The sequence below is a fragment of the Bradyrhizobium sp. LLZ17 genome (assembly GCF_041200145.1).
GTDB lineage: Bacteria > Pseudomonadota > Alphaproteobacteria > Rhizobiales > Xanthobacteraceae > Bradyrhizobium.
Genome location: NZ_CP165734.1, coordinates 5,194,138 through 5,206,427, shown reverse-complemented (window position 1 = coordinate 5,206,427; position 12,290 = coordinate 5,194,138). Strand labels below are relative to the sequence as shown.

At 64.7% G+C, this 12,290-nt stretch carries 11 protein-coding genes and 2 pseudogenes; 6 read left to right on the top strand and 7 right to left on the bottom strand.

The features are described from left to right. Nucleotides 1-95: 95 nt before the first annotated feature. A complete protein-coding gene (locus AB8Z38_RS25075) occupies nucleotides 96-368 on the bottom strand; it encodes a phosphopantetheine-binding protein (protein WP_369720429.1) in 273 nt (90 codons plus the stop codon). 356 nt (nucleotides 369-724) lie between these two features. Here AB8Z38_RS25075 and AB8Z38_RS25070 point away from each other — a divergent pair. From AB8Z38_RS25070 to AB8Z38_RS25060, 3 genes and pseudogenes are all read left to right on the top strand, one after another. Further along, a pseudogene (locus tag AB8Z38_RS25070) lies at nucleotides 725-1,943 on the top strand (acyl-CoA dehydrogenase family protein). An 81-nt stretch (nucleotides 1,944-2,024) separates the two neighbouring features. Continuing rightward, complete coding sequence (locus tag AB8Z38_RS25065; protein ID WP_369720428.1) at nucleotides 2,025-3,005, top strand: amino acid--[acyl-carrier-protein] ligase; 981 nt, start codon at nucleotides 2,025-2,027, stop codon at nucleotides 3,003-3,005. Nucleotides 3,006-3,041: 36 nt separating this feature from the next. Continuing rightward, nucleotides 3,042-3,917 (top strand): acyl-CoA acyltransferase, encoded by an 876-nt coding sequence (locus AB8Z38_RS25060; protein WP_369720427.1) that lies wholly within the window; start codon nucleotides 3,042-3,044, stop codon nucleotides 3,915-3,917. Nucleotides 3,918-3,964: 47 nt separating this feature from the next. Here the strand turns inward: AB8Z38_RS25060 and AB8Z38_RS25055 are convergent, their stop codons facing one another. Then, nucleotides 3,965-5,659, bottom strand: a complete 1,695-nt coding sequence (locus tag AB8Z38_RS25055) for an EAL domain-containing protein (protein ID WP_369720426.1) — start codon at nucleotides 5,657-5,659, stop codon at nucleotides 3,965-3,967. A gap of 222 nt (nucleotides 5,660-5,881) precedes the next feature. Here AB8Z38_RS25055 and AB8Z38_RS25050 point away from each other — a divergent pair, with 222 nt between their 5' ends. Further along, a complete protein-coding gene (locus AB8Z38_RS25050; protein ID WP_369726600.1) occupies nucleotides 5,882-6,142 on the top strand; it encodes a hypothetical protein in 261 nt (86 codons plus the stop codon). A gap of 7 nt (nucleotides 6,143-6,149) precedes the next feature. Here the strand turns inward: AB8Z38_RS25050 and AB8Z38_RS25045 are convergent, their stop codons facing one another. The 3 genes from AB8Z38_RS25045 to mtgA all read right to left on the bottom strand — a co-directional run bounded on the left by AB8Z38_RS25045 (nucleotide 6,150) and on the right by mtgA (nucleotide 7,972). Next, nucleotides 6,150-6,788 carry a hypothetical protein gene (locus AB8Z38_RS25045; RefSeq protein WP_369720425.1) on the bottom strand — a complete coding sequence of 213 codons (639 nt, stop codon included), beginning with the start codon at nucleotides 6,786-6,788 and terminating at the stop codon, nucleotides 6,150-6,152. Between the two features lie 163 nt (nucleotides 6,789-6,951). Beyond that, nucleotides 6,952-7,134, bottom strand: a complete 183-nt coding sequence (gene rpmF, locus AB8Z38_RS25040) for a 50S ribosomal protein L32 (RefSeq protein WP_007598106.1) — start codon at nucleotides 7,132-7,134, stop codon at nucleotides 6,952-6,954. Between the two features lie 157 nt (nucleotides 7,135-7,291). After that, nucleotides 7,292-7,972 carry a monofunctional biosynthetic peptidoglycan transglycosylase gene (gene mtgA / locus AB8Z38_RS25035; RefSeq protein WP_369720424.1) on the bottom strand — a complete coding sequence of 227 codons (681 nt, stop codon included), beginning with the start codon at nucleotides 7,970-7,972 and terminating at the stop codon, nucleotides 7,292-7,294. A gap of 161 nt (nucleotides 7,973-8,133) precedes the next feature. Between mtgA and AB8Z38_RS25030 the strand changes: the two genes are divergently transcribed. Continuing rightward, on the top strand, nucleotides 8,134-9,057 hold the full coding sequence (locus tag AB8Z38_RS25030) for a polyprenyl synthetase family protein (RefSeq protein ID WP_369720423.1): 924 nt from the start codon (nucleotides 8,134-8,136) through the stop codon (nucleotides 9,055-9,057). 7 nt (nucleotides 9,058-9,064) lie between these two features. After that, nucleotides 9,065-9,751, top strand: coding sequence for a DUF1345 domain-containing protein (locus AB8Z38_RS25025; RefSeq protein WP_369720422.1), 687 nt, complete (start codon nucleotides 9,065-9,067; stop codon nucleotides 9,749-9,751). Between the two features lie 54 nt (nucleotides 9,752-9,805). Here AB8Z38_RS25025 and AB8Z38_RS25020 read toward each other — a convergent pair. Beyond that, nucleotides 9,806-11,633, bottom strand: a pseudogene (locus AB8Z38_RS25020) (caspase domain-containing protein). Nucleotides 11,634-11,809: 176 nt separating this feature from the next. After that, nucleotides 11,810-12,238, bottom strand: coding sequence for a GFA family protein (locus AB8Z38_RS25015; RefSeq protein ID WP_369720421.1), 429 nt, complete (start codon nucleotides 12,236-12,238; stop codon nucleotides 11,810-11,812). Nucleotides 12,239-12,290 lie beyond the last annotated feature (52 nt).

Genomic DNA, 12,290 nt, shown 5'->3' with positions numbered 1-12,290 from the left:
AGTCCCAAATGACCAGTCTTCGCCAAACCACTCCCTGGGAGTATGGGTCCCGGCTTTCGCCGGGACAACGCTGCGGAGAGATTGGTGCGTCTTAACTAAGCTGCGGTCGCCAGCTTCAACTGGGCCGCCACCATCCGCTCTAGCGTCTCGACGGACTGGAAATTCTCCGGCGTGATCTCCGACTGGGGAATCGTGAAATCGAACTCGGCTTCGACGCCGAGCATCAGATTGACCATGTCCATCGAGGTCAGGCCGACGTCGACAAGCTTGGCTTGCGGCATGACGTGAGCGGCGAGCGAATTCTGCTCGAGGATGCCCTTCACCAGCTTGATGATGCGATCGCGCAATTCGGTATCGAAGGCCTGCATCGGCTAATTTCCATCTGTCTATAAGGTCGGACCGGATTGCGAGCTACGATGGGCAGGGACGCCCGATCCCGCAATGGGCGGCACCATTACTTCGCGTTTCTTAGTAAACGATGACTCAGATTGACTAAAGTTAATGCCTCTTCCAAATCGCTAACGCGATCGTGGAAATCCGGGTCATGCAAAAAACCGGGCCTTAACTGTTCGTTCGGAATTGCGGTTCGTTTACCCTCTATTTCATCGACGAATTTGAATTAAATCCGTAGCCTCACCTCATAAGCAAAGATGGTCGGAAGATCGCTACACGGCATCGCGAATGATGCCGGCGATCTCGAACGACAAACCGGAGGCGGATGAGCATGAACGTGCGTGAAGCGGTTCTTACTGTCGATGAAGCGCCGACGAGCCTGCTTGAGCAGGGCCCCTCATTGATCGAACGCGCGGCTCGCACCGCCGCCGTCGCTGCCGCCGAGGCCGACGACGTCGATCGCGACGCCCGCTTCCCCCACAAGGCTTTTCAAGCCGCACGCGAGCAAAAGCTGCTCGGCGTCATGATCCCCGTCGAGTATGGCGGCTTCGGCGCCTCGATCCACGACGTCACAGACATCTGCTACACACTCGGGCGCGCGTGCGCCTCGACAGCGATGATCTATGCAATGCACCAGACCAAGGTCGCCTGCATCGTCAGGCATGGCCACGGCATTCCCTGGATGGAAACCATGATGCGCCGGGTCGCCCGCGACCAGTGGCTGCTCGCCTCTTCTACGACCGAGGGCCAGAACGGCGGCAATATCCGCGCCAGCGCCGCCGCCGTTGACAACGCCGGCGACACCGTCTCGCTGGTGCGCGATGCCACCGTGATCTCCTACGGCGCCGAGGCGGACGGCCTCGTCACCATCGCCCGCCGCGCGACCGAAGCCGCCGCCTCAGACCAGGTGCTGCTGGCGCTCGCCAAGGACGATTATTCGCTGAAGCAGACGCAGGGGTTGGGAAACGCTCGGCATGCGCGGCACCTGCTCGACCGGTTTCGAGCTGAAGGTCGACTGCCCTGCCGATCGCGTCTTCCCTGAAGCCTACGACAAGATCCACGCCCAGACCATGACGCCGTTCGCACATCTGTGCTGGTCGTCGGCCTGGGCGGGCATTGCCGCCGCAGCCGTCACCCGCGCGCAGGCTTTTGTCCGCAAGGCGGCCCGCGCCTCCGGCGGCCAGATGCCCCCGGCCGCCGCCCACTTCACCGCTGCGAAAATGTCGCTGGCAAAGCTGCGGGCGTTGATATCGGCCAATCTCGACGCCTTCGCCCGTGCCGAGCATGACGAACGCGCGCTGGGCTCGCTCGACTTCCAGTCCTCGATCACGCTTTTGAAGGTGCAGGCCTCCGAGCTCGCGGTCGAGACCGTGATGCATGCGATGCGCACCACCGGCCTCTCCGGCTACCGCAACGATGGCGAGTTCACCATGGGCCGTCATCTGCGCGACGTGCTGTCGTCGCCGATCATGATCAACAATGACCGCATTCTGGCCAACGCCGCGACTGCGACCCTGATGAGCGGCATTCCGGCAAGCCTTCGGGACTAACAAGCCTCGGGACTGACGTGCCTTCAAGACTGAGAACCTTGGGGACCAACAAGAACAATTTCAGATAGCAGGAAGTCGAACATGAACATTGCTGTTCTCCCCAACTCGCCTGAGACCGCGCCGCAGGCCGCCGATCCGCTCGATCATCTCGCCGGTGCGCTGTTTCATCCCATGGGATCGGACGGCGTCTATGCGCGCACCGCGCTCTATGAGGGCATCGTCGAGCAGCTCGCCGAGCTGATCACGCGCAATCGCGAGGCCGGCACCGAGGTGATGCGCTTCCCGCCGGTGATGAGCCGCTCCCAGCTCGAGAAGTCCGGTTACCTCAAGAGCTTCCCGAACCTGCTCGGCTGCGTCTGCGGCCTGCACGGCACCGAGCGCGACATCAACGCCGCGGTGAGCCGCTTCGATGCCGGCGGCGACTGGACCAGTTCGCTGTCGCCCGCCGATCTCGTGCTGTCGCCGGCCGCCTGCTATCCCGTCTACCCGATCGCGGCGAGCCGCGGCCCGCTGCCCAAGGGCGGCTTGCGCTTCGACGTCGCCGCCGACTGCTTCCGCCGCGAGCCGTCAAAGCATCTCGACCGGCTGCAATCGTTCCGGATGCGCGAATATGTCTGCATCGGCACCCCCGACGACGTCGCGGATTTTCGCGAGCGCTGGATGGTGCGTGCGCAGGCGATCGCGACCGATCTCGGCCTGAGCTTCCGCGTCGATTATGCCAGCGATCCCTTCTTCGGGCGCGTCGGCCAGATGAAGGCGGTGAGCCAGAAGCAGCAGCAGCTCAAGTTCGAGCTCCTGATCCCGCTGCGCTCGGAAGAGCAGCCGACCGCCTGCATGAGCTTCAACTATCATCGCGAACATTTCGGCACGACCTGGGGTATCAAGGACGCCAATGGCGAGCCCGCGCACACCGGCTGCGTCGCGTTCGGCATGGATCGCTTGGCTGTCGCAATGTTCCACACCCACGGCACTGATCTTTCCGCCTGGCCCGTCAAGGTGCGGGACCTTCTGGGCATGCAGCCGCTAGCTCCGGCCGATGCTCACGTCGAAGGCTGGCGCTAAGGCAAGGGGCCGATCATTTCCACGGGCAAGACGAGCGTGATCCACACAAAAGTCCGATGCCGCGAGATCACCGAGTCCGATGTGGAAGCCATCGCGGACTTGCTGACGCGCGGCTTCGTCGGCCGCTCGCGCAATTACTGGATCCAGGGCCTGCGCCGGCAAGCCTTTCGGCCGGTGCCCGAGGGCTATCCGCGCTTCGGCTACATGCTCGACAATGACGGCACGCCGGTCGGCGTGCTGCTGCTGATCTACTCGACGCGGCAGGACGGCGAAGAGACCGCCATCCAGTGCAATTTGTCGAGCTGGTATGTCGATCCGGCTTACCGCAACTATGCGCCGCTGCTGACCAAGATCGCGCAGCGCCACAAGCACGTAACCTATCTCAACATCAGCCCGGCGGTATGGACCTGGCCGATCATCGAGATGCAGGGCTTTCGTGCCTATTGCCGCGGGCTGTTCGTCTCGGTGCCGGCGCTGTCGCGCGCACCGCGCTGGAGCAAGATCGAGGTCATCTCGCAGCACAGCAAGCAGATCGAGGGCCTCTCCGAAGCCGAGACCGAGCTATTGACGCGGCATGCGCGCTACAACTGCCTGAGTCTCGTCTGCCGCACGCCGAAGGGCACCTACCCCTTCATCCTGCAAGCGGTGCGCATCCGCCGCGGCTTCATCGCGCCGCCGGTGATGCAATTGATCTATTGCCGCAGCACAGCGGAATACGCCGCCTGCGCCGGCCGCATCGGCCGCCTGCTGCTGCGGCTCGGCAAGATCTCGGTGCTCGTCGATTCCAACGAACCAATCTCCGGCCTCGTCGGCTTTCATACCGAGCGCCGCGGCCGCAAATATTTCAAGGGCCCGCACCGCCCACGGCTGGCCGACCTCACGGATACGGAGCTGGTGCTGTACGGACCGTAGGTCAGACCGCGAGTCGGCGTCCGGACTATGTTGCGGTTGAGTTTGCCCTACCCCGCCGCAGGCAGCACCGTGTCCGGTGGCGCGCTCCACGGGCGCTCGGCGGACGCAAGCCCGATCAGGCGGCCCTGGATGTAGTCGCAGCCCCAGTCGCGCAGCATGCCGGCCGCTTCCTCGTCCTGGACCCATTCGGCAACCGTCTTGATCTCGAGCCGGCGCGCGAGATCGATCAGGGTCTGCACGAAGGCGCGATCGTCGGCCGAACGCGTGATGTTCTGCACGAAGGCGCCATCGATCTTCACCAGGTCGACGCCGAGCTTGCGCAGATTCCGGAACGAGGTGTAGCCGGCACCGAAATCATCGATGGCGATGCGACTGCCGAAATTCTTCAACCGCGTGACGAAACCGCGGACATCGTCGATATCCTGGATCGCGACGGTCTCGGTGATCTCGACGATGAGCCGCTCGGCGACACCCGGATGCGCGCGCATCAGCGATTCGATTCCCGCCCACCAGTCCGGATCCATGGTCGTGTCCGGCGAGATATTGAGGCTGAGGCGGATGTCGGGCGCAGCCGCAAGCTCGGCGACCACGAGCTCGAGCACGCGATGATCGACCAGGCGAATGAGGCCGAGCCGTTCGGCCACTGGCACGATGTCGGGCGCGAGCAGCACCTGGCCATTGCCCTGGTCCATCCGCACCAGGCATTCGTGGAACGCGCGCTCGCGCGAAGTAGCCGACACCACCGGCTCATAGGCGAGCTTGATGCGGCGCTCGTTCAGAGCGGTGACGATCTCGTCGGTGACACGAATGTTGACGCGGCGCTGCGCGTCGCGTGCGGCATCCGGACGCCATGCGGCGAACGAGCCGGCGCGCCGGCGCTTGGCGGCATCAAGCGTCTCATGGGCACGGTTGATCGCCTCGTCGGTGCTGCGGGCATATCGCGGCAGGCTGACGGCGCCAATCGAGACGGTGATGGAGACCGGGCCGGACTTGGTCGGCACCACCTCGTCGCGAATGCCGGCGAGGAAGCGCTCGGCCGCGATATTCATGTCGTCGACGGTGCAGTTCTTCAGGATCAGGCCGAACTTGTTGCCGGAGAAGCGCCCCAGCACGTCGCCGCCGCGCAGGCGTGTGCGGATGCGTTTGGCAACGTCGAGGATCACGGCATCCGCGACGTCGAAGCCGAACGCGTCGTTGACGCGAGCGAGATGGTCGATACCGACCAGCATGAACGCCGCGGTCGAGCGGAAGCGGGTCGTCTCCTCGATCGCTTCGGCCAAGGCCGCGATCAGATGGGAGCGGTTGAGCTCGCCGGTCAGGGGATCGAGCCGGGCGAGCTTGGAAAGCTCCTCGTCCCGCGCATGGCGCTCGTTGTTGATGCGGACCGAGCCGATCGCGCGCACCGGGCGGCCGTCGGCGCCAGCGAACCAGCGGCCGGTCTCCTCGACCCAGACCACGGGATTGGACGCGCTCATGCGGACGCCGTACTCGACCCGGTAGGGCGTGCCGTCGGCGCCGTGCACGGCGGAGGTCTGCGCCAACGCGGCGGTCCGCAGCGACTGCACGGGCTCGATCAGCTTGGCGAATTCGGCGCCGGTCGCAAGCCGCTCAGTGGGGATGCCCGGGAAGACGGCTCCGGCCTGCTCGCCCCAGACGATGGCGTCGCTGGCGATATCCCAGACGAACACGGCTTGGCCGAGGGCGGCCAGGATTTCGGAGGCTTGCGGCAATGCGGGGGTCAAAATCGCCTCGTTTCGGGACAGCGGGGAGTCCTGAGCCGGCACAGGATAGAGCCAGTTTAGCCCTTGACCCTAGGCAAAGTTCATAAACAATTTGGAAACCACGTTCACAGGCGGCCGGGGAACCAAACCGGGCCCGCCGGCATAGGCCTTGCGAGTACATGACACGCACCGGCGCCACCGTCCCGAAACGCGACAGGCTCCGCCGGATCAATGGTGATGGCGATGTTGAGTACTGATCGAACGGACAATTCCGAAAGCGGCACAGGCACGGCACTGGTGCCGCTGATGCGGACCTTGCAGTGGGTCCGCAAGGCCGCGCTGTCGCGCCCAGATCCGAGCTTCGTCACCCAGCTGATCGCCAATGCCGAACACCTGCCCCAGGCCGGCCGGCTGCGCCGCGCTTCTTCCCAAGATGCACAGATGGCCTATGGCGCCAAGCGCCCGCTGTCGAGCGTCGCGGCGCGTACCCGGCAGGTGGCTTGAAGCTGAACTAGCGGGGCGGTTCAGGGGAGGACGGCGTGTCGTCGCCCGGCTGCAGATGCGGCGAGGGAATTTCCGGCGACGGCGCGACGCCTTGGACAGGCTTCGGCGCGGGGTGATCCATCAACACGGATTCGGCGACCGATTTCGCTGAGGACGCGGGTGCAGGCGGCACCGAGGCAGGGTCGAGCTTCGGTTCGAACATCGTATCTTCCGCGGGCGCCTCGGGCTGGCGCTTCGCCTTGCGCGGCACCGGCACAGTCTCAGCGGCGACGTAGGCGATGCGGCGGCGGGCGCGCTGGGCTATTCCGCCGAGGAAATCGGCCATCGCAAGCAGCACCAGCAGGAAATAGGTGGAGTTGCCGAATTTGGGCCACATCACGAATTCGGCGGCGGCCGCGCCGAACACGATCAGCGACAGCAAGTGATCCATCAGGAATTTCGCGCCGGGCCGCGCGCCTTTGACCACTTCGAGCAGCAGCAATACCACGCCCAGCGCAAGCAGCAGATCGGCGAGCGTCACCGGCCATGTCTCGCCTGTGATCATCGGTACCTTGAACAGCACATCCGAGAAGGACACGCTGGGCATCAGGAAGGCGATGATGTTGTAGACCGCGAGCGGGATCAGAAGCAGCGGGAAACCGACCATCGGCGATGTGCCTTCTCGATCAAGATGTCCGGGCAGGACAATGCGACGGCGTAGCACCCGCTCCGCCGTCGTCACCGTCATATCTCATGGATTGGCCGAAATCAGGCAGGTCCTGATCGAGGATAAGCCTGCCTGAGGAAGCCATCCTGGAAAGAGCCCTGTCTCAGGACTCTTTCTTCTTCAGGACCTGACGGCCCTTGTACATGCCGGTCTTGAGGTCGAGATGATGCGGACGACGGAGCTCGCCAGAGTCCTTGTCCTCGACATAGGTCGGCTTCTTGATGGCGTCTGCCGAGCGGCGCATGCCACGACGCGACGGCGAGGTTTTTCTTCTCGGAACGGCCATTTCAATATCCTCTAGGGATTGGTGTTGTCCGGGCATCGTCCGCGGGACGGCTCAGCACCCAACGGGGCGAGCGAAATGCCGATCAAGGCCGGGCTTATAGAGGAAGGCTGGCCGTAAAGCTAGGGTTCTGGACCGGAAAATACGCCCGAAAAGGGGCTCAAAACCCGCGATTTTCCCGCCAGCAGGTCGAAAGCCAGCTGGCCTGCGCCCTTGCCACGTAGGTCCCGGCCAGCCGCCGCACGCCCGGCCCGGGAGCCCTGGCGCTCCGTTTGACCGGATTCGGCAGGATTGAGGCCAAAAGGGCCGCCTCCCGGGGAGAGAGGTTTGCGGCCGATTTGCCGAAGGCATAGGCGCTGCCCGCTTCCACCCCAAACTGGCCCTGCGGGCCAAGCTCGGCGATGTTGAGGTAGATCTCGAGGATTCGCTGCTTGGGCAGCACAAGATCGAGCCACAGCGCCAGGGGGAATTCCAGCACCTTGCGGACGAAATCTCGCCCCTGCCAGAGGAACAGGTTTTTCGCGACCTGCTGGGTGATCGTGGAGGCGCCGCGGAACGGCGTTCCGTCCTCCTGCGCGTCGTCGATCGCCTCGCGCAGCGCGCCCCAGTCGATGCCGTGATGCTTGCAGAAATGAGCGTCCTCGGCCGCCACCACCGCGCGCGGCAAATAGGGCGACATCGCCGCGAGATCGATCCATTCCCGCTGCATCGGTGCACCGCGCAGGCTGCGCCAGGCCATCAGCGTCGAAACCGGGTGACCCGTGCGGTAGAACGGCGCGATCACATACGGCGCCAGGACTGCGACCGCGAGCATCAGCAGCAGGATTTTGACGATGCGCAAATCGACCTTTCCGGCGCAAAATGAAACGCGGCCACGAGCTTGGCCATTAAGTCTGTGATAATTCTGGCCTTTTCCAGCGCTTTTTAGGCCTTCCAAACGATTGACTGGGGCGGGCGCATAAAGGATTGTCCCGCCGAATTTTGGTTCTGGAGCCTTTCTTGATGACCGGCACGACCCCGTCCGATTTCGCCAAACGTCTGGACAAGACCGCCGATGACACCGAAGCCCTGCTCGGGCGACTCCTAGCGGACGACATTCTGCCCGATGAGATCGCACGGCCCAAGCGGCTGATGGACGCAATGCGCTATTCGAGCCTGAACGGCGGCAAGCGGCTGCGGCCGTTCCTCGTGGTCGAGAGCGCGGCCGTGTTCGGCGTGCCCCGCGAGGCCGCGCTGCTGGCCGGTGCCGCGCTCGAATGCATCCACTGCTATTCGTTGATCCATGACGATCTGCCGGCGATGGACAATTCCGACCTGCGCCGCGGCCGTCCCACCCTGCACAAGAAGACCGATGATGCGACCGCCATCCTCGCCGGCGACGGCCTGCTGACGCTCGCCTTCGACATCATCACCCGCGACGAGCTCCATCGCGATGCTACTGTGCGGCTGCTCCTGACGCGCGCGCTGGCGCGTTGCGCCGGCATCGGCGGCATGGTCGGCGGCCAGATGCTCGATCTCGCGGGCGAAGGTCGCTTTGGCGGCAACGAACCGATCGATGTCGCCCGTATTCAGCAGATGAAGACCGGCGCGCTGCTGCGCTATGGCTGCATCGCCGGCGCAATCCTCGGCCAGGCAACGCAAAAGGAATATCAGGCGCTCGACGATTACGGCCGCGCGCTCGGCGAGGCCTTCCAGATCGCCGACGATCTGCTCGACGTCGAGGGCGATGCGGAAGCGCTCGGCAAGCCCTCCGGCCAGGACGCCGCGATGGGCAAGACCACCTTCGTCACCCAGCTCGGCATCGAGGGCGCCAGGCAGCGCGTGCGCGACCTGCTCGCGCGGGCCGACAGCGCCGTGTCGATCTTCGGCGATCGTGCAGCCGTGCTGCAAGCCGCCGCGCGCTTCGTCGCCGAGCGGAAGAACTAATCGCACGATGGCGGGCGACAAGAAAGAAGACCCCGCCCTCGCCCGCTTCCGCCAGATGTCGCGCCCGATGCGGCTGATCTACGCGCGGCCGCGCACCTTCATCTCCCTCGCTGCCGGCATTCTGGTCTGCCTGCTCGTGCCGGGCTCGCACCGGCTGGTGACGCGGCTACTGTTCGGCTGGGATGCGCTGATCGCGGTCTATCTCGTGCTGGTCTACACGATGATGCTGTGCAACGACCACCAGCACATCCGCCGCGCGGCCGCGATGCAGGACGATGGCCGTTTCGTGATCCTGCTGGTGACGGCGATCGGCGCCTTCGCCAGCATTGCCGCGATCGTCTCGGAGCTCGGTGTCCATCGCGGCGCTGCGGAGCTGACCATCGCCATCACCACCATCGCGCTGTCCTGGGCCGCCGTGCACACAATCTTCGCGCTGCATTACGCCCATGACTATTACCGGCACCCGCCGGGCGGCTTGCAGTTCCCGAGCGGCGACAAGGAAGACCATGCCGATTATTGGGACTTCGTCTATTTCTCGTTCGTGATCGGCATGACCGCGCAGGTCTCCGACGTCGGCATCACCGACAAGACCATCCGCCGTACCGCGACCGCGCACGGCATCGTGTCCTTCATCTACAACACGGCGCTGCTGGCGCTAACGGTGAACATCGCGGCGAGCGCCATCGCGACATGATCTCAACGAGATTGTCCCGGCTTCACCAGGACAATGTCACGGCAAGCCGCCTCTTCAGTTGCAGACCTCGGCGTTGGCATCATTGTGAGGGCCGCCGCCGCCGCGATAGACGAGATGGCAGCCGGGCTTGACCGGACGGCAGATGAGATCGTTGCAAAAAATCTGACCACCGCCGCCCGAGGCGCGACCGGCGCCGGCGGCCGCCATGCCGCCCGCCGTTCCCGCGGCCGCGCCACCGGCCTGAGGACGCTGCCGTGCGGGACGGTCGTCGCTGTCGTCACGCTTGGCGGTCGCAGGCTTGGCGGATGCAGGCTTGGCCGGTTTGGCGGCACGCTGCTTCTCGCATGCATTGTCGTCATTCAGCACATAGCCGTCGCCGCAGACGATCTTGCTGCATTTGTCGCCATCGACCTTGAAGCCGTGATCGCACACCAGCGGACAGACGCGCGACGGCCGGGACTTGACCGTGTCGAGCGCATCCGTGCTCGCCACCTTCACGTCGAGCTTGGTGCCGGCATAGCGGTTGAACTGCGACAGCGACCGCTGCGAGGACGTATTCCAGTTGCCGTCAGCCTGACCTGAGAAACAGCCGACGCGGCCGAGCTCGGTCTGCACCGATCGGCTGAGATCGGCCGGCGTGGCGGCCGGCGTCAGCGAGGCGACATTGGTCCCGGCGGGGCTTGCCGTGTTGGCGGGCGTAGCGCTCGGCGCCGAGGCGGCGAGATTGACGCGCTGCTGCTCGGCGGCGGCAGCCTGCTGCTGCGCCTGCTCCTTGGCCTTCTGCGCGGCAAGCTGGGCCTGCTCGGCCGCCTTGGCGTCCGCCGCAGCTTTGGCCTGCGCGTCCTTCTGTGCGCCAACGGTAGCGAGACGATCGCGCTCGGCCTCCGCCTGCTTCGCCCTCTCGATCGCGGCCGCATGCGCCTGCTCGGCCTGGATCTTGTCGAGCTGCAATTTGGCGAGGTTCGCGTAGAAGCCATCCGGATGCTGGGCCAGGAAGGCTTCCCAGGCCGGCTTGTTGCCGACCTGGAGCGCGAGCTCATAGTCGCGGCGCGTGTCGGCCTGCGGATTCGTCGCGGGCGTGGGCCGCCGCCGCCGCGGCCACGCCCTTGACCGGCACCAGCGGCACGTCTTCGCCGCCAAGCGAGCCATAGACGAACGGCTCCTGCTTGTTGCCGGTGGATTTGAGCACATCGTCTCGCACGAAGCCAAAGGCACGGCGGACGTCGAGGCCGGGCGTGGTCAAATGCTTCGACAGCGCGATCGTGAACGGGCTGTTGGCGCCGTCGCCGTCCTGCGCGGTAAAGCCGGCCTTGGCCGAATAGGCAATCAGCGTGTTGGAGCTGGTCGGCTCGATTTGGGCGAGACCGCGGCCGATGCCGCGCGAAGCAAGCGTGCGCTTCATGGTCCTGCCGAACGGATTGTCGCGACAGGCATCCAGGATCACCAGGCGAAGCTGCTTCGCCGGCTCGACCGCGACCAGAACGCGGTCGAGCGAGAGTGCTTCATCATAGACATCGGTGTCGCGCTCGAGCTTGGCATCGACCGGGATCAGATAGTTGGAGCCTTCGACCTCGATGCCATGGCCCGCGTAATAGACGACGGCGATATCGGCATCGCGGGTGGAATCGGCGAAGTCCCTCAGCGCGCGCCGCGTCTCGAGCGCGGATAAATCGTGACGGGAATCGACGACGTCGAAGCCGGCATCCTTCAGCGTTTTCGCCATCACCGCCCCGTCATTGACGGGATTGGTGAGTGAGGGCGCGTGCTGATAGGCCGAGTTGGCCAGCACCAGCGCGACGCGTTTTCCGGCAAAGGCGGGCGCGGCGCCGAACATCAGTGCGACGGCGAGAAGAAGCGGGCAAAGCCTGAACAAATTGCGCATGACACGACTTCCAAAAATCCGGGGCAGTTCACACCCTCAGGGATAGCCTTAGCAAGATCGAATGCTTGCGCTTGTGATGGAGGTCACGAACACAGCGCCGGCGACCTAGGAACCCTTTTTGTTAGTCACGCCAGAGCGTTGGCGGTTCGCCGCCAAATGCCCTCGGGCCAAGTTCCCTAGCCATCCGCGACCTGGCCCCGATATTGCGGCAGATTGTCCGTGATCTCGTGCCATGGCGCCTTGGAGCCGACGAAAATATGGGCGGTCGGGCGGATCGTGGGGGCGTCGACCAGGGTTCCCATGGCGACGTGGGCCCATTTTCCTTGGCGGACCCGGGAATAAAGCAGCGAGCCACAGCGGGCGCAGTGCGCGTCGTGGGTCGTGTCGTCCCCGAAAATCATCCGCTGGTCCTTGCCCCTGACGATGCGGAGCTTGCTGTGCTCGATGCCGGCGAACGGCTTGAAGGCGGAACCCGTGGTCCGGCGGCAGTTCGAGCAGTGACAATTCAGCGCGTAGGAGAACGCGTCCGCCACCTCATAGCGAACGGCGCGGCAGTAGCATTCGCCGGCAAGCATCCGAGCGTTCGAATGTTCTGATCCGGTCATCACCGTGCCCTCACGTCAGTCGGCGCAGACACCCATAGCGCAATTTGACGTG

Bases quoted from the DNA above. Each gene is read 5' to 3' on its own strand.
- AB8Z38_RS25075 (WP_369720429.1), bottom strand. From the start codon at position 368: ATGCAGGCCTTCGATACCGAATTGCGCGATCGCATCATCAAGCTGGTG.
- AB8Z38_RS25050 (WP_369726600.1), top strand. From the start codon at position 5,882: ATGTTGAGTACTGATCGAACGGACAATTCCGAAAGCGGCACAGGCACG.
- rpmF (WP_007598106.1), bottom strand. From the start codon at position 7,134: ATGGCCGTTCCGAGAAGAAAAACCTCGCCGTCGCGTCGTGGCATGCGC.
- AB8Z38_RS25065 (WP_369720428.1), top strand. From the start codon at position 2,025: ATGAACATTGCTGTTCTCCCCAACTCGCCTGAGACCGCGCCGCAGGCC.
- AB8Z38_RS25025 (WP_369720422.1), top strand. From the start codon at position 9,065: ATGGCGGGCGACAAGAAAGAAGACCCCGCCCTCGCCCGCTTCCGCCAG.
- AB8Z38_RS25045 (WP_369720425.1), bottom strand. From the start codon at position 6,788: ATGGTCGGTTTCCCGCTGCTTCTGATCCCGCTCGCGGTCTACAACATC.
- AB8Z38_RS25030 (WP_369720423.1), top strand. From the start codon at position 8,134: ATGACCGGCACGACCCCGTCCGATTTCGCCAAACGTCTGGACAAGACC.
- AB8Z38_RS25015 (WP_369720421.1), bottom strand. From the start codon at position 12,238: ATGACCGGATCAGAACATTCGAACGCTCGGATGCTTGCCGGCGAATGC.